This window comes from Beduinella massiliensis (assembly GCF_900199405.1).
In the GTDB taxonomy this organism is placed as follows: Bacteria; Bacillota; Clostridia; order Christensenellales; family Aristaeellaceae; genus Beduinella; species Beduinella massiliensis.
The window spans coordinates 2,279,151-2,299,798 of sequence record NZ_LT963430.1 but is presented as its reverse complement, the minus strand read 5'-3'; the positions used below and the strand labels follow the sequence as shown (position 1 = coordinate 2,299,798).

The following is a 20,648-nucleotide window of genomic DNA, read 5'->3' as shown; positions in this document are numbered from 1 at the left end:
GCCGACACGAAACGCAACAGGAGGAATACACGATGGAAATCACCGCTAGCATGGTCAAAGACCTTCGCGAGCGCACCGGCGCTGGCATGATGGACTGCAAGAAGGCGCTCGTCGAGTGCGAGGGCAATGTGGAAAAGGCGATCGATTACCTGCGCGAAAAGGGTATCGCCAAGGCCGCTAAGAAGGCGGGCCGCATCGCTGCCGAGGGCCTGGTCGACGCGTACATCCACATGGGCGGCCGCATCGGCGTGCTGCTCGAGATCAACTGCGAGACCGACTTTGTCGCTAAGACCGACAACTTCAAGAGCTTGTGCCACGACGTCGCGATGCACATCGCCGCTGCGAACCCGCAGTACGTGCGCCGCGAGGAAGTGCCCACCGACGCGCTGGACAAGGAAAAGGAAGTTCTGCGCGCGCAGGCGCTCAACGAGGGCAAGCCCGAAAAGATCGTCGACCGCATGGTCGAGGGCCGCGTGGAGAAGTACTACAAGGAAATCTGCCTGATGGAGCAGCCCTACGTCAAGGATCCCGACAAGACCATCGGCGACCTGATCGCGGAGGCGACGGCGACCATCGGCGAAAAGATCACGATTCGCCGCTTTACGCGCTATGAGCGCGGCGAGGGTCTGGAAAAGCGCCAGGATAACTTCGCTGAGGAAGTCATGGCGGAAGCCGGCCGGAAGTAATTCACAAAGAAAAGGAACACCCTCCGTGTCAGAACGGACGTGTTCCTTTTTTTAAGGCGAGACGAAGAGAGGATGGATGCGTGATGGAACAAAAGTACAAGCGCGTGCTCATCAAGCTGAGCGGCGAGGCACTCGGTGAAAACGGCAGGCTGTTTGACTTTGATCAGATCGACCGCGTCGCCGCTGTCATCCGTGAGGTGCACGAGATGCAGGCGGAAATCGCGATCGTCATCGGCGCGGGAAATATCTGGCGCGGACGGCAGGGACCTGCGGCGAAGATGGGCGCGGTTACTGCAGACCACATGGGCATGCTGGGGACGATGATCAACTCCCTTGCGATGCAGGACGCGCTGGAGCGGCAGGGCATTCAGACCCGGCTGCAAACCGCCATCGAGATGACGCGCTTCGCGGAGCCTTATACGTACAGGCGCGCGATGCGGCACCTGGAAAAGGGGCGCGTGGTGCTCTTCGCCTGCGGCACGGGCAACCCCTTCTTTTCCACCGACACCGCGGCCGCACTGCGCGCAGTGGAGATCGGCGCGGATGCCATTTTGCTGGCGAAGAACATCGACGGCGTCTACGACGACGATCCGCGGCAGAACCCGGAGGCAAAGCTGCTGAAGGACATCACCTACGCCGAGGCGCAGCAGCGCGGGCTTCGCGTCATGGACGCGGCGGCCATCACCATCTGCATGGAAAATAAGGTGCCGGCGATTCGTGTCTTCGGGCTGGACGATCCGGAAAACATCCTGCGCGTCATGCAGGGAGACGGCATGGGTACGCTCGTTCATCCCTAAGCGGGATCGCCTAGGCGGACGCGGTTTTCCGCGCCCGCTTTTCTTTTCCCTCGCATGAGAGGCGATTTTGCGGAACATCATCGACCGCTTAAAGAAAACTCTTGCCAGAATCGCAGGAAACGTATACAATATAGACAAGAATTTTGCGTTTATGGGAGGTAGCTCCAATGATTAAGGACGTTATGGATACCGCTAAACATAAAATGAACAAGACGAAGGACGTGCTTCGCTCGGACCTGATGGCCATTCGCGCTGGCCGCGCGAACCCGCAGCTGCTCGACCGAATCACGGTCGATTATTACGGCACGCCTACGCCCTTGACGCAGATGGCGAACATCTCGGCGCCGGAGCCGCGGCTTTTGCAGATTTCCCTGTGGGACAGCAAGATGCTGTCCACCGTGGAAAAGGCGATTCTCAAGAGCGACCTGGGGCTGACTCCCTCCAACGACGGAAAGGTCATTCGCCTGATGCTGCCGGAGCTGACTGAGGAGCGCCGCAAGGAGCTCACGAAGGTCGTGCGCAAAAACGCCGAGGAGGCCAAGGTTGCGATTCGCGCCATCCGCCGCGATGCGATGGAGCAGTTCAAGAAGATGAAGAAGGACGCGGAGATCACCGAGGACGACCAGAAGAAGGCGGAGGAAGACGTTCAGAAGTTGACCGACGCGGCGATCAAGGACGTCGATAAGATTTGCGCGGACAAGGAAAAGGAAATCCTGGACGTCAGATGAGCGGTATTTGCTTGGCGGGGCTGCCCGTTGAAACGGCGCTTGAGCGCCTGAGGGCGGTCGGGAAGACGCCCCGAATCGTGAAGACCTGCGCGCCGCGCCGGCGGGACGAGGCGCAGAGGGGTGTCCTGCGCGTGCTGCGCTATGACGAAGCTCAAAACGAGCTGACGGTCGCGCTGTTTGTAGATCCCATTCAATCGGTTGAATAAGCAGGCGGGGCGAACCCCCGCCTGTCCTTTTGAAAAGACGCAGCGAAAGGAATGGCTTATGGCATTTTGGGGAAAAGCAAAAAAGGTCGAGCCTGACGTCGGGCTCGATCCAACGCGTCTGCCGCAGCACGTGGCGATCATCATGGACGGAAACGGAAGGTGGGCCAAACGGCGCAACCAGCCGCGCGCCTTTGGTCATCGCGCGGGCGTCGAGGCGCTCAGGGCCATCATCCGGGAGAGCAGCGACCTTGGCATCAAGGCGCTGACGATTTACGCCTTTTCGACGGAAAACTGGTCGCGTCCGAAGGACGAGGTCAGCGCACTGATGAGCCTGCTTTTGGAGTTCTTTGGAAGAGAAATCGACGAGCTGCACGAGAACCGCGTATGCATCCGCATCCTCGGCGACGTACAGGGAATGCCTGCACCACAGCGGGAGGCGCTGGTCGCCGCGATGGATAAGACGGGCGGCAACACGGGGCTCAAGCTGAATATTGCGCTCAATTACGGAAGCCGCATGGAGATCGTGCGGGCGGCGCGTACGATCGCTGAGCGGGTTGAACACGGGGAGATTCGCGCGGAACAGGTGGATGAGCGGCTATTTGAGTCCTGCCTGTATACCGTGGGGCTTCCAGACGTCGATCTGCTGATCCGCACCAGCGGCGAAATGCGGCTGAGCAACTTCCTGCTCTATCAAGTTTCCTATGCGGAATTCGTCGTCGTGGACACGCTCTGGCCGGATTTCGACCTGGCCGCGTACCGGGCGGCGCTGATGGAATATCAGAAGAGAGACAGGCGCTTCGGCGGCGTAAAAGCGTGACGGGAGGATCAAAAGATGGTACAACGCATCATAACAGGCGTATTTGGAATCCTGGCGCTGATCGCGATTCTCTATTTCAGGGGCTGGGTGGCGTCGCTCGTGGTAGCGGTCTTTTGCGTGATGGGGCTCTACGAGGAATACATGGCCTTTAAGGCGGGCGGCCATAAGCCGGTAGCCTGGCCGGGTCTGCTTGCGGCGGTGCTGATGTGGCCGGCTTACGCGTGGAAAGGGCCTTATATTATCCTGCCGCTGCTCGTCTTTGCGATGCTGCTTATCATGCTTGAGGTCGTGCGGCGCAGGTCGCCGGAGTGGATCGACGCGGCAGCCTCCCTTTATCCGCTGCTGACCGTCTTTTTGCCTATGTCGCTTTTTCTCATCCTGCTGGACGACGTGCGCTACCCTGTGGGCATCGCGCTGGTCGTGCTCACGTTCGTGATCGCTTTTTCCGGCGACATCTTCGCGTATTTTATCGGTTCCTTTTTCGGGAAGCATAAGCTGTGTCCGGCGGTCAGCCCGAAGAAGACGGTGGAGGGCTCCATCGCGGGGCTGGTCGGCGGGGCGCTGACATGCCTTGCGGCGTTTTATCTGTGCACGCTGGGCGGCATGCAGATGCCGGGCCTTGGCAGCGTCGTGCTGCTCGCGCTGGTCGGCGGCGTCGCGGGACAGGTAGGCGATCTTACGGCATCGCTCGTCAAGCGTCACTGCGGGATCAAGGACTTCGGTTCCGTCTTTCCGGGGCACGGCGGCATCATGGATCGGATGGATAGCGTGCTGTTTACGCTGATCGTCGTGTGTTCCTATTGTCTGCTGCTCATGTAAGCGGGAAACGGAAATGAGGAGGACTTCTCGCATGCGCAAATTGGCGATATTGGGTTCCACGGGTTCCATCGGCACGCAGGCGCTTCAGGTGGCTGCGCTGCACGCAGACCGCTATCAGGTGACGGCGCTCGTCGCGCGGTCGAGCTATACGCTGTTTTTTGAACAGGTGCGCGCTTTCAGGCCCAGGCTTGCGGGGCTTGTCGTGCGTCCGGACGCGATTCCGGACGACTTGAAGCAGATCGAATGGGTCTTCGGCGAGGAAGCCCTGACCTTTGCGGCGGAGCATGCGGATGCGGACGACGTGCTGGTATCGGTCGTCGGCATCGCGGGACTGTCTGCGGTGATGAAGGCGCTTCAAAGCGGGAAGCGCGTGCTGCTCGCCAACAAGGAACCGCTCGTCGCGGGCGGCGCGCTGGTGACAGAGGCCGCCCGTCGGGCGGGAAAGCCGCTACTGCCTGTGGACAGCGAGCACAGCGCAATCTTTCAATGTTTACAGGGGGCGCAGGGAAATACGCCTCGCCGCCTGCTGCTGACGGCCTCCGGAGGCCCCTTCCGCACGTGGCAGAAGCGGGACATCTATCGGGCGACGAAGGCGCAGGCCTTGAAGCACCCAAACTGGTCGATGGGCCAGAAGATTACGATTGATTCCGCGACGATGATGAACAAAGCGCTGGAAGTGATCGAGGCGCGCTGGCTTTTTGACATGCCCACCGAGAAAATCGACGTGCTCGTTCATCCACAGAGCGTGGTGCATTCCATGGTCGAGTATGAAGACGGTGCGGTGATCGCCCAGATGGGGACGCCGGACATGCGTCTGCCGATCCTGTACGCCATGTCCTGGCCGGAGCGGCTGGCGACGGGCGGTCAGGCGCTTGACTGGTCCCAAATAGGCGCGCTGACCTTTGAAGCGCCGGACACGGATAAGTTTCCTGCGCTGAATCTCGCATACGCCGCGCTGAAAGCGGGCGGCACGGCGGCAGCCGTGATGAACGGCGCGAATGAGGCGGCGGTGCAGGCTTTCCTGGAGGACCGCATCTGCTTTGGCCGCATCGCACAGGTCGTAGAAGAAACGATGCAGCGCATCAGCGTTGTGCATTCGCCTAGCCTGGAAGAGGTCTTCGAGGCGGATCAGGCTGCGCGTGCAGCGGCGCAAGAGCTGCTTGCCTGATATCCCCTGGGGCAAAATACGGAGAAGTGGGAAGAATACGCACGGCCGTCGCGTAGAATAGCAAGGACGGCTGAATCAAGAGCACCGGACAGCGCGTGCGCGGCGCAGCCGGACGCGAATCGCCCCTGCCTTAAAAGAGCCAAGGGCGAGATGGATAAGGAGAGTGTTTTCAACGTTTAGCACGCTTTTCTATGTTTTGCTTGCCCTCGTGATGTTGGGCGTACTGGTCATGGTGCATGAGGCGGGGCACTTTTTCGTGGCGCGTCTGTGCGGCATCGAGGTCATGGAATTTTCCATCGGGATGGGCCCGAAGATCTGGGCGCATACGGGCAAGAGAGGAACGGTTTACTCCCTGCGCGCGCTGCCGGTGGGCGGATACTGCAAGTTTTACGGAGAAGATGAGGACAACGACGACCCGCGCGCTTACAACAAGCAGGCGGTCTGGAAGCGTTTCCTGTCCGTTCTCGCGGGGCCGTTGATGAACTTTGTGATCGCGCTGCTGATCGTGATCGTCTTCGTGACGGCGATCGGCGAATACTACCTTCAGATACAGTCCGTCAATGCGGGCGAGCCCGCGCAGACGGCTGGACTGGAGGCAGGAGACGTACTCGTCGGCGTGAACGGCGAGACGATCACGAGCGCCGCTATGGTGACGGATGCCATCTCGAAGAGCGGGGGCAGCCCTGTGACGATGACGGTCATGCGGGACGGGGGATATCGTCACGTATCCGTCTCGCCCGCGTACAGCGCGGAGATGGGCGCTTATGCGATCGGCATCTCCTTCGGGAGCGCGCGCGTGCGCCTGCCGCTGCTGGACAGCGTCAAGGTTGCGGTGGACTGGAACATCTCGGCGGTGAAGAGCATTTGGGACGCGCTGGCCGGGCTGGTAACGCGCGGAGAAGGCGTAAACGATATCGCCGGGCCGGTAGGGACGATCGACATCATTCAAAAGGAAACGCGCGCCGGAGGGCTCGACATTTATTTGAAGCTCGCAGCGCTCATCAGCATCAATCTGGGCTTTATGAACCTGCTGCCCATCCCGGGGCTTGACGGAAGCCGTCTGATTTTCTTCGCCATCGAGGCGATTCGGCGTAAGCCCGTGAACCCCAACGTGGAGGGGATGATCCACATGTGCGGCTTCGTACTGCTCATGCTGGTGGTCGTGGTCTTCACCTACAAGGACATTCTGCGCATATTCGCCTGACGGACGGATGGATGTACGAAAGGAAGGCTTAAAACGATGACGCGAAAGGTACAGGTCGGCTCTGTCGCGGTGGGTGGCGGCGCGCCCATCAGCGTGCAGTCGATGACGAATACGGACACGCGCGACGTGGAGGCGACGCTATCCCAAATCCGCGCGCTGTCGGCGGCGGGAGCGGACATCGTCCGCGTCTCGGTTTACGACATGGAATGCGCCCGAGCGGTGCGCGAGCTGGTGGACGGTTCCCCGGTGCCGCTCGTGGCGGACATCCACTTCGATCACAAACTGGCGATCGCGGCGGCGGAAAACGGGATTCATAAGCTGCGCATCAATCCCGGCAACATCGGTGGAGAGCAGAACGTGCGCGCGCTTGCGGACTGCGTGAAGGCGCACCATATCCCGGTTCGCATCGGCGTAAACTCCGGGTCGGTGGAAACGGACATCCTGCAAAAGTACGGCGGGCCGACGCCCGAAGGGATGGTGGAAAGCGCTCTCAACCACGCCCGCATGCTGGAACGCTGCGGCTTTTACGACATGGTGCTCTCGATGAAAGCGTCGAACGTTCGCGACACCTATGACGTGTACCGCTTGGCGAGCGAGCGATGCGACTATCCGCTGCATCTGGGTGTCACCGAGGCGGGTCTGCCCGGCGAGGGCACGCTCAAATCGGCCATCGGCATAGGTTCCCTGCTGCTTGGCGGCATCGGGGACACGATCCGCGTATCTTTGACGGGCGACCCCGTGCCGGAGGTGCAGGCGGGCATCGACATCCTGCGCGCCGTGGGGCTGCGCAGCGATCACGTCAGCTATATTTCCTGCCCGACCTGCGGGCGCACCTGCATCGACGTCGGCGGCATCATGCGCCGCGTACAGGATGCGCTTCGCGACGTGCGCGTGCCGCTCAAGGTTGCGGTCATGGGCTGCGTCGTCAACGGCCCGGGCGAGGCGCGCGAGGCGGATATCGGCATCGCGGGCGGTAAGGATGGCGGCGCGCTGTTCGTAAAGGGCAAGGCGCCGCGCAAGGTACAGGGAGACCTCGCACAGGCGCTGATCGACGAGATTTGGGCGCTGCTGAAGGCGAGAGAAGAAGGAGAGGGCCAGTCTTGAACGAAACCGGATCGTGGCAGACGCTTTTGGGGCAGCCGCTTCGGCCCATTGCCGGACATTTAACCCTGAGCCGGGCGAAGGTCAGTCGGGACGGTCAGCGTCTGCTCGTCTGTTTTACATCGGACCAGCTCATCGGAGAGAAGGATTTTCTGGCTGTGAAGAAGGCCATTCAGGCTTCCTTTCCAGAATGCAGGGTATCCGTGCGCATCACGAGTCCGCAGCTGGCGGACGATTTTTTGAAAAATCCCGCTGAATACGGTGCGGTGCTGACAGGCTGCATCGGCCGCCATTACGCGTCGCTGCGTCCCTGGCTGAAGGATGTCTCCTGGTCCATGGAGGAAGGGGCCCTTTTAGCGACGTTGCCTCTGGCGGCCGCTTTGCCGTACTTTGAAAAGAACGACACGGCGGCCTTTATTTCGCGCATTGTAAAGGATGTATTCGCCATCGAAGTGCCCGTTCGCTTTCAGGTGAGCGGTGATCAGGAACGGCAAATCGCAGAAATTCTGGAAGAGCGCAAGAAGGAAGAAGAACTGCTTCTTAAAGAAGTGGCGGAAAAAGCCGCGCAGCAGCAGGCAGAAAAGCCTGTGCAGCAGCGGCCGAAGAACGTATACGGCCGGGTGATAGCCGATCCCGTCGTGGAGGTCAAGGAGCTCCTGGAGGATAGCGGCAAGGTCGCCATCTGCGGCGAGGTGCTCACAGTGGAGACGAAAGACCTCAAGGGCGGAGAAATGCTGCTGCTCTCGTTTGCGGTCACGGACTACACCGGCACCATACAATGCAAGGCTTTTTTGCGTTACAAGAACCGTTTCCGCAAGGCGGATCCCAACGCAGGCGACGCCAAGGAGCCGACCGAGCAGGAAAAGAAAGCCGTTCAGGACGTGGTGGACGCGGTAAAGGCGGGCGACTGGCTGGTCATTCGCGGCGACTGCCAGTTTGATAAGTTCATGCACGAGACGGCGATCATGGTGACCGACATCAACCTGCACGAAAAGCCCCGCAGAGAGGACAAGGCGGAGCGCAAGCGCGTGGAACTTCACCTGCATACCCAGATGAGCAACATGGACGCCGTATCTTCTGCATCCGCGCTCATCAAGCGTGCGGCGGAGTGGGGCCATCCCGCCGTCGCCGTCACGGATCACGGCGTGGTGCAGGCATACCCGGAAGCCTTCGGCGCGGCTAAGAAAAACGGCATCAAGCTCATCCCGGGCGTCGAGGCCTATCTGACGGACGAGACGACCGTAGTGACCGACCCGGACGACCGGTCGATCGATGAGCCGATCGTCGTGCTCGACTTTGAGACGACGGGCCTCAACCCGCGCAGGGAGCGGGTCATCGAAATCGGCGCCGTGCGCATTCAAAACGGGCAGATCGTCGAGGAGCTTTCGCAGATGGTCAACCCCGGAACCGCGATTCCGGCGAAGATCACCGAGATTACGGGAATCAACGACAGCATGGTACAGGGCGCGCCCGACGCCAGCGTCGCCATTCCGCAATTATTGGAATTTATCGGGAGCGCGGCCCTCGCCGCGCACAACGCCTCCTTTGACACCGCATTTTTGCGCGAGGAATGCAGGCGGCTGGGCATTGAGTTCAGCTGCCCCGTCATCGATACGCTGGAGTTCTCCAGGCGCATGTATCCTTCCCTCAAGAGCCACCGCCTCGGAGCGGTCTGCAAGTCGCTCGGCATCAGCCTGAAAAACGCCCACCGCGCGGTGCACGATGCGCGCGCGACGGCGCACATGCTCAACAAGATGTTCTTTACCGCGCGCGGACAAGGCGTGGAAAAGCTCAGCGACATCAATACGGCGCTGCAGGGCGGGGCCATCGGCGAATCGCACCACATCATTTTGCTTGCGGAGAGCCAGAAGGGGATCGAAAACATCAATCGCATGGTTTCGGAGGCCCATTTAACGTACTTTCACCGCCAGCCGCATACCCCGCGTTCCATTATTCAAAAGTACCGGGAGGGCGTCATCGTAGGCTCCGCCTGCGAGGCGGGCGAGCTCTTTCGCGCCATCGTGGACGGCAAGGACGACAGCGTGCTCACGCGCATCGCGCGCTTTTACGACTACCTGGAGATTCAGCCGATCGGCAACAACGCGTTCATGATTCGAAACGGCACCGCAGAGGACGAGGAAGCGCTGCGCGATTACAACCGAAAAATCGTAGCGTTGGGTGAAAAGCTCGGCATTCCGGTCGTCGCGACGGGCGACGTGCACTTTCTGGATCCCAAGGACGCAGTTTTCCGCGCAATCCTGATGGCGGGCAAGGGCTTCTCCGACGCGGACGAGCAGCCGCCGCTGTACTTTAAGACGACGGATGAAATGCTCGAGGAGTTTGCCTATCTGGGCAAGGAAAAGTGCGAAGAGGTGGTCATCGACAACCCGCAGAAGATCGCAGACCGCGTGGGCGACGTTCGGCTCTTCCCGCGTCACCCGGAGGGGAAAGAGACGTTCCAGCCCTTTTGGCCGGACGCGGCGGACAACATCCGCAACATGTCTTATCAGCAGGCGCACGAATGGTACGGCGATCCGCTGCCGGAAATCGTCAAGGCGCGCATCGAAAAGGAATTGGGCGCGATCATCGGCTACGGTTTCGCGACGCTGTATAACATCGCGGAAAAGCTGGTGAAAAAGTCGAACGCGGACGGCTACCTGGTCGGTTCGCGCGGGTCGGTGGGCTCGTCGTTCGTAGCGCACCTGGTCGGCATCACGGAGGTCAACGCGCTGCCCCCGCACTACCGCTGCCCTAAGTGCCAATATTCCAACTTCGACGTGGACAAGGTCAAGTACAAGGTCGGCGTCGACCTGCCCGAGATGAACTGCCCGGTCTGCGGGGAGAAGCTCACGCGCGACGGGTTTGAAATCCCGTTCGAGGTCTTCCTCGGGTTCAAGGGCGATAAGGTGCCCGATATCGACCTGAACTTTTCCGGCGTGTATCAGCCCAGGGCCCACGCTTACATCGAAGAGCTTTTCGGCAAGTCGCAGTGCTTCCGCGCGGGCACGATCGGCACGCTCGCGGACAAGACGGCCTACGGCTTCGTCAGCAAATACTGCGAGGAGCGCGGCCTGCACGTGACGGAGGCGGAAAAGAACCGGCTGGTGCAGGGATGCGTCGGCGTTAAACGCACGACGGGCCAGCATCCGGCGGGCATGGTCGTGCTGCCCAAGGAGTATACGATCTATCAGTTCACGGCGATTCAGCACCCCGCGGACGACGTAAACTCCTCTGTCGTCACCACCCACTACGACTTCGGTTCCATGCACGATGTGCTCGTCAAGCTGGACGTTTTGGGCCACGACGATCCGACGATGATCCGCATGCTGATGGATCTGACCGGGATCGACGCGCGCACCCTGCCGCTGACCGATCCCAAGGTCATCTCGCTCTTTTCCTCGCCGGAGGCGCTGGGGGTCACGACCGAACAAATTCACAGCAAGACGGGCACCTACGGCATTCCGGAGTTTGGAACGCGCTTCGTGCGTCAGATGCTGGAGGAAACGAAGCCCACCACCATGAACGAGCTGCTGTCGATCTCGGGCCTTTCACACGGCACGGACGTGTGGATCGGTAACGCGCAGGATTTGATTCATCAGGGCGTCGCGCTGGCGGACTGCATCTGTACGCGCGAGGACATCATGAACGGCCTGATCGCCATCGGCGTCGAATCGAAGATGGCCTTCGATACCATGGAGAGCGTCAGAAAGGGCCGCGGCCTGAAACCCGAGATGGAGCAGGCGATGGTCGCGCACAACGTGCCGGACTGGTTCATGGACTCGTGCAAAAAGATCAAATACATGTTTCCCAAAGGGCACGCCGTCGCCTATGTTACGATGGCGCTGCGCATCGCCTGGTTCAAGGTGTACAGGCCGGAAGCTTATTACGCGGCCTTCTACACGGTGCGTGCCGACTGCTTTGACGCGAGCATCCTCGCGGGAAGCATCGAGAGCATCGAGGAGCACATGAAGGAAATCGACGCCATGAAGGATGCGACGGCGAAGGACAAGGACATGTACACCCTGCTCGAGCTGGTGCTGGAGATGAACTACCGTGGCATTCACTTCGCGCCGGTGGATCTGTATAAGTCGCAGGCGGACAAGTTCGAGGTCATCGGCGAGGGGCTGATCCGCATGCCGTTCAACGCCCTGCCGGGCGTCGGCGCGAACGCGGCGCAGGGAATCGTGGATGCGCGGGCAAACGGCCCCTTCATCTCCATTGAGGAATTCAAGGAGCGCACGCATCTTCCGGGTTCCGCAGTGGACCTTTTGCGGGACTGCGGATGCCTCGGCAGTATGCCAGAGACCAATCAGGTTTCCCTTTTTACGCTCTAAATGAAGCAAAAGCCGCTGAAAACAGGTTTGTTTGCCGCCGCAGGGGTTGTAATTCATTTCTTCCTGTGTTATAATAACGAGGGTAGGATAGTGAGACTGTAGTGCCGCGAATGTCGGCATGCGTGAAAGAGTGGGCTTGACATCCCACTCTTTCCTATTGTTTATCCGTTTAAAAGGTTTAGGAGTGTGTACATGGCGCAAAGCGATATCGTCACCGTGGCCATGCCGGCCTGTGAAAAGCTGGCAGGTGAAATGCATTTTGAGTTGGTAGACGTCGAGCTTGCCAAGGAAGGCGCCGGCAGATACCTGCGCATATACATTGACAAGCCCGGCGGTATAACGCTGGATGATTGTGAGGCCTTCCACCGGGCGATTCAGCCCCAGGTGGAGCGCGTGGATTACGACTTCCTGGAGGTGTGCTCGCCGGGGCTCGACCGCCCGCTGAAAAAACAGCGGGATTTTGACGCGCACATCGGTCAGGACGTGCAGGTCCATTTGTACAAACCCGTCGATAAAAAAAAGGTTTTTGAAGGCACGCTCGTCGGCCTGATCGACGGCGAGATCGTGCTTGACACCTCGGAGGGACAGGCGCGCTTTGCGCAAAAGAGCGCCTCCAGGGTCGTGCCTGTGCTGCATTTTGAGGATGTTGATTTTGAAGACCTGGAAATAGAGGGAGCTGAAAGCGATGAATCGGGAAGTCATTGAAGCGATCGGCGCGCTGGCCAAGGAGAAATCCATCAGCAAGGAAGTGCTGTTCAGCGCGATCGAAGAGGCGCTCAAGTCCGCCTATAAAAAGAACCTGAAAAAGGCGACGGCCGGCATGCCGAACGTGCGCGTGAATCTGGACCGCGAGGACGGAACCGTGCAGGTATTTGCGCGCAAGGTCGTCGTGGACGAGGTCACGGACGACGCGATGGAGATTTCCCTCAGCGCGGCGCGCGCGATTCAGCCCAGCTATGAGGAGGGCGACATCGTCGAAATCGAGGTCACGCCGCGCGATTTCGGCCGCGTGGCCGCGCAGACGGCCAAGCAGGTCATCGTGCAGCGCATCCGCGAAGCGGAGCGAGGCATCATCTACGACGAATACATCGAGAAGGAAAACGAGATTCTGACCGCGATCGTGCAGCGCGTGGAAGGCAAAAACGTATTCGTAGAGCTGGGAAAGACCGAGGGCATCATCGATCCCGGTCATCACATGCCGGGCGAGGAATACAACCTGGGCGACCGCCTGAAGGTTTACGTGTTGGAAGTGCAGCGCTCCGCAAAAGGGCCGCAAGTGCTCGTGTCGCGCACGCATCCGGGCCTCGTCAAGCGCCTGTTTGAACTGGAGGTGCCGGAGATTCAATCCGGCATCGTACAGATTAAGTCGATCGCGCGTGAGGCGGGCTCCCGCACGAAGATGGCGGTATTTTCCTCCGATCCGCTGGTGGACGCGGTGGGTTCCTGTGTGGGCCCGCGCGGCGCGCGCGTGGATCGAGTGGTCACCGAACTCAAGAACGAGAAGATCGACATCATCAAGTGGTCCGGCGACCCGGCGGAATTCATCGCCAACGCGCTCAACCCCGCGAGGGTCATCAACGTCTTTGTTTCCGAGAAGGATAAGGCCTGCCGCGTCATCGTGCCGGACAACCAGCTTTCGCTGGCCATCGGCAAAGAGGGGCAGAACGCCCGCCTTGCGGCGAAGCTGACCGGCTGGAAGATCGACATCAAGAGCCAGTCCCAGGCAGAGGAGATAGCTGAAGAGGCCGCGGCAGAAGTTGCGCAGGCCGAGGACGCCGAATAAAGAGGGGTGTAGGGGTTGCTCAAGCCACGTAAGGTTCCCATGCGCATGTGCGTGGGCTGCCGCGAAATGAAGCCCAAGCGGGAGCTGCTGCGCATCGTGAAATCGCCGGAAGGCGCGATCGCTTTTGATCGGATCGGCAAGGCGCCGGGGCGCGGCGCTTATGTGTGCCCGAGTAAGGAATGCCTCACGCGGGCCGTAAAGCAGCGCCAGCTTGAACGCGCGCTGGAAATGCCGGTGGGCGAGGCGGTCTACGCTCAGCTGATGGAGCAGGTGGAAGCACATGACTGATCCAAAGGTATGGGGCCTTTTGGGGCTCGCAAGCCGCGCGGGTTACGTCGTTTCGGGGGAATCCACGTGCGAAATCGCGCTGAAAAAGGGCGAGGCTGCGCTGGTGCTGATCGATGAAGACGCGTCGGCGGGGACTCAAAAAGCGATGGGCGATGCCTGCAGGTATCGCGGCGTGCCGCTCTACCTTCTGGAGAGCGGAAGGTTGTCCGAAAGCATAGGCAAGTCCGGCCGCAAGATTGCGGCGGTTAAACCAGGTTCTCTGGCGCAGCAACTGCAAAGGTTATTGCGGCCGGATTCTAACATATAGATGTCAATAAGATTACTAAATTGAATCGCTTATAAGCGGGGGTGCAAGGGCCGAATGTCCAAAGTCAAGGTGCAAGAAGCTACAAAAGAACTGAGTCAGGGCGCTGGCAAGCTGCTCGAAGATGTCACGCGCGTTCGTCGTAATGCGCAGGACTTGCTTCAATCGCTCAAAAAGGTAGAGGCTTCGTTCGTTCAGAAGGAAGAGGAAATCAAGGAGCAGCAGCTGAAAGAGCAGCAGCGCCAGATTCTGAGCGCGCAAAGCAAGGCATGGACGATGCCGGATGCGGAAGAGGTCGCTGCGCCAGAACCCGCGCCCAAGAAAGAAACGCCCGCAGCCGAAAAACCGGCTTCAGAGGCGCCGAAGGAAGAAAGCAAGCCCGCGCAGGCGGCTTCGGCCGTCGAGGAGGCGCGCCCGGCGCAGCCCGCTGCAAAGGCGCCCGCAGCGCCGGCCGGTACGCCTGTACGTCCCGCGGCGCAGCAGCAGGGCGTTCGCCCGCAGCAGCCGCGCCCCGTTCAGCAGGGGCCGCGCCCCGGCGCGCCCATGCAGCAGCAGGGCAGCATGAACCGTCCCGCTCCGCAGCGTCCGTACGGCCAATCGCCGCAGGGCGGTCCGGCCCGTCCGTACGGTCAGTCGCCGCAGGGCGGCCCAGCCCGGCCCTACGGTCAGTCGCCGCAGGGGGGGCCTGCGCGTCCGTTCGGAGGCCAGGGACCTCGCCCGCAGGGGCAGGGAGCACCGCGTCCGTTTGGAGGTCAGGGCCAGGGCCCGCGTCCTTACGGCCAGCAGCCGCAGGGCGGCGCGCGCCCCATGGGCGGTCAGGCCGCTGGGCGTCCGATGGGCCCGCGTCCCGGCATGGGCCGCAGCAAGGGGCCGGAGCTGGCCCCGACGGTCGAGAAGGAGCGCGTTTCCAATTACGACCCGAACAAGAAGCTTTATCAGCGCCAGCATGACCCGGAGCGCGTGGCGCGCAACCGCAAGCAGATGGTGCGCGAGAACGGCATCGGCATGGACGACGATGTCGTGCGCGGCGGACGCAGGAAGCGCAAGGTGCAGTCCGCGCAGCAGCTGATGGCGCCGATCAAGATCGAAAAGGCATACATGACCGCCGAGACGATCACGGTCAAGGACCTGACCGAGCGCATCGGCAAGCCCGCGGGCGAAATCATCAAGAAGCTGCTGCTGCTGGGCATCATGGCCACGATCAACCAGGAGCTGGATTACGACACGGCGCAGCTGGTCTGTTCCGAGTTCGGCATCGAGCTCGAAAAGAAGATCGAAAAGACAGCGGAGGACGTGCTCACCGAGAACGTCGAGATCGAGGACGACGAGAAGGATCTTCTGCCGCGTCCGCCGGTCGTCACCATCATGGGCCACGTCGATCACGGCAAGACCTCGCTGCTCGACTACATCCGCAAGGCGCATGTGACGGCGGGCGAAGCGGGCGGCATCACTCAGCACATCGGCGCGTACACCGCGCAGTGCAAGGGCCGTACGATTACCTTCCTGGATACCCCGGGCCACGAGGCGTTTACTTCGATGCGTGCCCGCGGCACCCAGGCGACGGATATCGCCGTGCTGGTCGTCGCGGCGGACGATGGCGTCATGCCGCAGACGATCGAGTCCATCAACCACGCGAAGGCGGCGAACGTGCCGCTGATCGTGGCGATCAACAAGATCGATAAGCCCGGCGCGAACATCGAGAAGGTCAAGGAAGACCTGACGCGTTATGAGATCGTTTCCGAAGAGTGGGGCGGCGACACCATCATGGTCCCCGTTTCCGCACACACGGGCGAGGGCATTGAGGATTTGCTGGAGAACATCCTGTTGCTGGCGGACGTGCAGGAGCTGCGCGCGAACCCGGATCGTATGGCGCGAGGCGTCATCATCGAGGCGCGTCTGGACAAGGCGCGCGGCCCGGTCGCGACGGTGCTGGTGCAGAATGGTACGCTGCATACGGGCGACACGGTGGTTGCGGGCATGGCGTTCGGCCGTATCCGCGCGATGGTCAATTCGCGCGGCGAGCGCGTGAAGAGCGCGGGACCGTCCACGCCGGTGGAGGTCACGGGCTTTGGCGACGTGCCGGAGGCCGGTGACGAAATCAGCGCGGTCGACGAGCGTCTTTCCCGTCAGGTTGTGGAGGAGCGCCGCGCCAAGCAGAAGGCCGAAATGGTCAAGAAGTCCGCGCGCGTTACGCTGGACGAACTGTATTCTCAGATCGCGGCGGGCAACGTCAAGGACCTCAACATCATCATCAAGGCGGACGTTCAGGGCTCGGTGGAGGCCGTCAAGCAGTCGCTTGAAAAGCTCTCCAATGAGGAGGTGCGCGTGCGCACGATCCACAGTGGCGTGGGCGCGATCACCGAGAACGATGTCATGCTGGCCAATATCGACAACGCGATCATCATTGGCTTTAACGTGCGCGCAGACGCTAAAGCGACCGCAGCGGCGGCGCGCGACGACATCGACATTCGCTTCTATCGCATTATTTACCAGGCGATCGAGGACGTCGAAAAGGCAATGAAGGGTATGCTGGCGCCGGAATTCAAGGAGAATATATTGGGCCATGCGGAAGTGCGCACCGTGTTCAAGGTGACGGGCGTCGGCACCGTGGCGGGCAGCTACGTCACCGACGGCAAGGTACAGCGCAACGCGTCCGTACGCCTACTGCGCGACAACGTCGTCGTCTTCGAAGGCAAGCTGGATTCCCTGAAGCGCTTCAAGGATGACGCCAAGGAAGTCGCCTCCGGCTATGAATGCGGTATCAGCCTGGAGAAGTTCAACGACATCAAGGAAGGCGACGTCATCGAGTGCTTCGTCATGGAGGAAGTCGCTCGCTGAGCCTTCTGCGAAATGAGGAGAGACCATGCCATTTCAGTTTGAACGGACGGATCGCATCGCGGAAGAGATGCGCAGGGAAATCGACCACATCATACGTGAAGATCTGAACGACCCGCGCATCGCGGGTACGTTCAGCATCACGCACGTGGATGTGACGCGCGACCTGCGCTATGCCAAGGTGTATGTCAGCATCATGGAGCCGGAAAACCGTGCGCCCATGATGGCTGCGCTCAAGAAGGCGGCAGGCTTTGTACGCCGCGGAATCGGAAAGCGCATCCAGATTCGATATACGCCGGAGCTGCTCTTTGAGCTCGACACAAACATCGAATACGGCGTGCATATTGCCAGCCTGATCGATCATGTCATTGCAGAGGAAAAGGGGACGGAAGATGCCGATTCCTGAAAAAATGTTGCAACAGCTGAGACAGGCACAGCGCATCCTGCTGATTGCCCACGTATCGCCGGACGGTGATACGCTGGGCTCGGCGCTCGCGCTGCGTCTGGCTTTTTCATCCCTTGAAAAGACGGCGGACGTGGTGTGCGAGGACCCAGTTCCGAGGCTTTACATGCACCTGCCCGGGGCGGAAAAAGTGCTGCGCCCGGAAGCGGTGCGTGAAACGACGTACGACCTCGCAATGGCGGTGGACGTATCGGACGAGGGACGTATGGGAAGATGCGAGCCGCTCTTTTTTAGCGTTCCTCAAAGGCTTCTGATCGATCACCATGGGACTAATACGCACTTTGGACAGGAGAACTGGGTCGACGCGGAGGCTTCCGCGACGGGTGCGATGGCGCTTCTCATGATCCATGCGCTGAACGTTCCGCTTACCCGGGAGATCGCACGGTGCCTATTTGTGGCTCTATCCACGGATACCGGCCATTTCCAGTTCGCAAACACGAACGCACAGGCGATGCGCGCTGCGGCTGAGTGCGTGGAGACCGGGATCGACGTGGCGGTCCTCACAGAACGGCTCTACCGACAAAAGCCGCGCGCGAAGACCGAGCTCATGGCCTGTGCGCTGGGTTCGCTCAAGTTTGAACGGGGAGGCCGTATCGCCTATATGACGCTGTGCGCGGCCGACTTTGCGCGCTGCGAAGCGAGCGAAGACATGAGCGAGGGGATCATCAGCTTCGCCATCGAGACGCAGGGCGTGCAGGTTGCCTTTTTAGCGCGTGAAAAGGCAGATGGGATCAAGTTCTCCCTGCGCAGCAAGCCGCCGTACGACGTAGCGAAGATCTGCAAGGGGTTTGGCGGCGGCGGCCATATTCTGGCGGCGGGCTGCACGATTGCCGGTTCGATGGAGTCTGCGGTCGCGGCGATGCTGTCTGCGATCGACGTGGGGTGAGGCTGTGAACGGATTTCTTTGCGTTCTCAAACCGCCGGGTATGACCTCAAGCGACGCGGTCGTCCTCGTGCGAAGACGCCTTCCGCGCGGTACGAAGGTGGGACATGCCGGAACGCTGGATCCGGAGGCCTGCGGCGTGCTGCCGGTGATGGTCGGCAAAGCCACGCGGCTTTTTGATTACCTGGTCGAGAAGGAAAAGATATATATTGCGCAGCTGAAGACGGGGATCGAGACCGACACACAGGACGCCTACGGAAAGGTGCTCAGCCGGTCGGAAAAACGAATTTCTGCGGCGCAGCTCAAGAACGTGCTGCCAGATTTTCTGGGCACGATTTTGCAGACCCCGCCGATGTATTCGGCGCTGAAGGTGGACGGCCGGAAGCTGTGCGACATGGCGCGCGCCGGTCAAAGCGTGGAAATCGCCGCTCGGCCTGCGCAGATTCATGAGATCGAAGTGCTGGAGCGCCTGCAGGACGGATCGTTTCTTTTGCGCGTGCGCTGCGGCAGGGGGACGTACATCAGAACCCTTTGCAGCGATATCGGCAAAGCGCTTGGATGCGGCGCGCACATGGGCTACCTGCTGCGAGAGCGGACGGGCGTCTTTGACGTCAGGGGTGCGCATACGGTAGAGGAAATCGAAGCGGCGGAGGATTTGCAGCCGTTTCTTTTGCCCATGGACGCACCGCTTGCGCATATTCCGCGCGTCGAGGTCACGCCGGAAGCCGCGTCTTTTTGCCAAAATGGGAATGCACTCCGTGCGTATCAGCTGCAGGGGGATTTATCCGCAGACACGCCGCTGCGCGCATATCTGGCGGGGGCGTTCGCCGGGGTCGGCAGATATGACGGCCGGGTATTTAAGTTTGACGCAATGTTACTGGAGAGATAGCATGAAGCTTTTAACGCACGAGACGTATTGGCAAGGTCCGGAGACGGTCGTTGCGCTCGGCATGTTCGACGGAGTGCATATCGGGCATGCGCAGCTCATTCGAACGGCCAATCATCTGGCGGCGCTACACGACCTAAAGAGCGTCATTCAGACGTTTTCCACGCATCCGCTTTCAATCATCGCACCGGACCGCGTACCGCCGATGCTGACGACACGGGCTGAAAAGATCGCGGCGATCAGCGGATACCGGCCGGACGCGCTTATCATGCGTCCTTTCGACGCGGCGTTTGCGGCGCTTTCGCCGGAAGCGTTTGTTCAGACGCTCGCGCAGAGCCTCCATCCGCGCCATATCGTGGTGGGCTTTAATTATACGTTCGGACTGAAAGGCGCCGGGACGCCGCAGCTGCTTACAGAGCTGGGGCGCCGCTATGGCTTTGAAACGCATGTCGTCGGGGCGGTCGTTCGGGACGGGGAGACGGTATCCTCCACACGCATTCGCGAGCTCTTGCAGCAGGGGCGCATGGGGGAGGCTACCAGGCTGCTCGGCAGGCCGTACAGCCTTTGCGGTGAGGTGGTTCGCGGCAAACAGCTGGGCCGCAAGCTTGGCTTTCCGACCGCCAACCTTGCCTGGCCGAAGAACAAAGCGATACCGCCCAAGGGCGTGTATTTTTCGCGCGTGTGGATGGAAGGGGACGCGTATGAGGCGATGCTGAACATCGGCACCCATCCGACCGCGCCGGGCGGACCGCCCAGCATTGAGGCGTATCTGGTTGATTTTGACGGCGATTTATATGGTAAGCATTTGCGCGTAGAGCTTTGGCGCTACCGCAGGCCTGAGCAGCGTTTTGCGTCGCTGGATGCGCTTAAAGAGCAGATGGGGCTGGACCTTGAAGCGACGGTGCAGTTCTTTGAGGAACGCAAGAAGCCGCAAAATAAATAGAGACGGTGTATTTACAAAAAGGTTTGGACATGGTAAAATAAACAACGGGTCTTTTGAACCGTATGCGCGGTTGGTCGAATCTCCGACGTCCTACCATGCTTGCGGCGATGCCCGAACATAAATGGAGGTGCTTCAAATGGACAAGGAACGCAAGAACGAGATTATCAAGGAATATGCCCGTCATGAGGGGGATACCGGTTCTCCTGAGGTTCAGGTTGCGCTGCTGACCGAGCGCATCAATCACCTGAACGAGCATTTGGCGGATCACAAGAAGGACCATCACTCCCGCCGCGGCCTGCTGCTCATGGTCGGTCAGCGTCGTGGTTTGCTGGCGTACCTGAAGCAGACGGATATCGAGCGCTACCGTGCGCTGATCGCGCGCCTGAATCTGCGCAAGTAAATC

At 60.5% G+C, this 20,648-nt stretch carries 20 protein-coding genes; all 20 read left to right on the top strand.

What is annotated here, in order from left to right:
• Window positions 1-32: 32 nt before the first annotated feature.
• The 20 genes from tsf to rpsO all read left to right on the top strand — a co-directional run bounded on the left by tsf (window position 33) and on the right by rpsO (window position 20,645).
• Window positions 33-686 carry a translation elongation factor Ts gene (tsf, locus tag C1725_RS11205; RefSeq protein WP_102411687.1) on the top strand — a complete coding sequence of 218 codons (654 nt, stop codon included), beginning with the start codon at window positions 33-35 and terminating at the stop codon, window positions 684-686.
• Window positions 687-766: 80 nt separating this feature from the next.
• Window positions 767-1,483, top strand: a complete 717-nt coding sequence (pyrH, locus tag C1725_RS11200) for a UMP kinase (RefSeq protein WP_102411686.1) — start codon at window positions 767-769, stop codon at window positions 1,481-1,483.
• Window positions 1,484-1,650: 167 nt separating this feature from the next.
• On the top strand, window positions 1,651-2,211 hold the full coding sequence (frr, locus tag C1725_RS11195) for a ribosome recycling factor (RefSeq protein ID WP_102411685.1): 561 nt from the start codon (window positions 1,651-1,653) through the stop codon (window positions 2,209-2,211).
• Window positions 2,208-2,417 carry a hypothetical protein gene (locus C1725_RS11190; RefSeq protein WP_102411684.1) on the top strand — a complete coding sequence of 70 codons (210 nt, stop codon included), beginning with the start codon at window positions 2,208-2,210 and terminating at the stop codon, window positions 2,415-2,417. The genes frr and C1725_RS11190 overlap by 4 nt, the downstream gene beginning before the upstream one ends.
• A gap of 58 nt (window positions 2,418-2,475) precedes the next feature.
• Window positions 2,476-3,234, top strand: a complete 759-nt coding sequence (uppS, locus tag C1725_RS11185) for an undecaprenyl pyrophosphate synthase (RefSeq protein WP_102411683.1) — start codon at window positions 2,476-2,478, stop codon at window positions 3,232-3,234.
• Between the two features lie 15 nt (window positions 3,235-3,249).
• Window positions 3,250-4,053, top strand: a complete 804-nt coding sequence (locus C1725_RS11180; RefSeq protein ID WP_102411682.1) for a phosphatidate cytidylyltransferase — start codon at window positions 3,250-3,252, stop codon at window positions 4,051-4,053.
• Window positions 4,054-4,084: 31 nt separating this feature from the next.
• On the top strand, window positions 4,085-5,221 hold the full coding sequence (locus C1725_RS11175; protein ID WP_102411681.1) for a 1-deoxy-D-xylulose-5-phosphate reductoisomerase: 1,137 nt from the start codon (window positions 4,085-4,087) through the stop codon (window positions 5,219-5,221).
• Between the two features lie 163 nt (window positions 5,222-5,384).
• On the top strand, window positions 5,385-6,425 hold the full coding sequence (locus C1725_RS11170) for a M50 family metallopeptidase (protein WP_346026598.1): 1,041 nt from the start codon (window positions 5,385-5,387) through the stop codon (window positions 6,423-6,425).
• A gap of 36 nt (window positions 6,426-6,461) precedes the next feature.
• Window positions 6,462-7,529, top strand: coding sequence for a flavodoxin-dependent (E)-4-hydroxy-3-methylbut-2-enyl-diphosphate synthase (gene ispG, locus C1725_RS11165; RefSeq protein WP_102411679.1), 1,068 nt, complete (start codon window positions 6,462-6,464; stop codon window positions 7,527-7,529).
• Window positions 7,526-11,860, top strand: a complete 4,335-nt coding sequence (locus C1725_RS11160; RefSeq protein WP_346026597.1) for a PolC-type DNA polymerase III — start codon at window positions 7,526-7,528, stop codon at window positions 11,858-11,860. The genes ispG and C1725_RS11160 overlap by 4 nt, the downstream gene beginning before the upstream one ends.
• Before the next feature lie 192 nt (window positions 11,861-12,052).
• On the top strand, window positions 12,053-12,565 hold the full coding sequence (locus C1725_RS11155) for a ribosome maturation factor RimP (RefSeq protein ID WP_146009233.1): 513 nt from the start codon (window positions 12,053-12,055) through the stop codon (window positions 12,563-12,565).
• Window positions 12,546-13,643 carry a transcription termination factor NusA gene (gene nusA, locus C1725_RS11150; protein ID WP_102411676.1) on the top strand — a complete coding sequence of 366 codons (1,098 nt, stop codon included), beginning with the start codon at window positions 12,546-12,548 and terminating at the stop codon, window positions 13,641-13,643. Before C1725_RS11155 ends, nusA begins: the two co-directional genes overlap by 20 nt.
• Before the next feature lie 39 nt (window positions 13,644-13,682).
• Window positions 13,683-13,931, top strand: a complete 249-nt coding sequence (rnpM, locus tag C1725_RS11145) for an RNase P modulator RnpM (RefSeq protein WP_102411675.1) — start codon at window positions 13,683-13,685, stop codon at window positions 13,929-13,931.
• Entirely contained in the window at window positions 13,924-14,238 is a 315-nt protein-coding gene (locus C1725_RS11140; RefSeq protein ID WP_102411674.1) for a ribosomal L7Ae/L30e/S12e/Gadd45 family protein, read from the top strand. The genes rnpM and C1725_RS11140 overlap by 8 nt, the downstream gene beginning before the upstream one ends.
• A 54-nt stretch (window positions 14,239-14,292) precedes the next feature.
• Entirely contained in the window at window positions 14,293-17,073 is a 2,781-nt protein-coding gene (infB, locus tag C1725_RS11135) for a translation initiation factor IF-2 (protein ID WP_102411673.1), read from the top strand.
• A gap of 25 nt (window positions 17,074-17,098) precedes the next feature.
• On the top strand, window positions 17,099-17,476 hold the full coding sequence (rbfA, locus tag C1725_RS11130; protein WP_102411672.1) for a 30S ribosome-binding factor RbfA: 378 nt from the start codon (window positions 17,099-17,101) through the stop codon (window positions 17,474-17,476).
• 4 nt (window positions 17,477-17,480) lie between these two features.
• Window positions 17,481-18,419, top strand: a complete 939-nt coding sequence (locus tag C1725_RS11125) for a DHH family phosphoesterase (RefSeq protein WP_346026596.1) — start codon at window positions 17,481-17,483, stop codon at window positions 18,417-18,419.
• A 4-nt stretch (window positions 18,420-18,423) separates the two neighbouring features.
• On the top strand, window positions 18,424-19,305 hold the full coding sequence (gene truB / locus C1725_RS11120; RefSeq protein WP_346026595.1) for a tRNA pseudouridine(55) synthase TruB: 882 nt from the start codon (window positions 18,424-18,426) through the stop codon (window positions 19,303-19,305).
• A gap of 1 nt (window position 19,306) precedes the next feature.
• Window positions 19,307-20,245 (top strand): bifunctional riboflavin kinase/FAD synthetase, encoded by a 939-nt coding sequence (locus tag C1725_RS11115; RefSeq protein WP_346026594.1) that lies wholly within the window; start codon window positions 19,307-19,309, stop codon window positions 20,243-20,245.
• 136 nt (window positions 20,246-20,381) lie between these two features.
• Complete coding sequence (gene rpsO / locus C1725_RS11110; protein WP_102411668.1) at window positions 20,382-20,645, top strand: 30S ribosomal protein S15; 264 nt, start codon at window positions 20,382-20,384, stop codon at window positions 20,643-20,645.
• Window positions 20,646-20,648 lie beyond the last annotated feature (3 nt).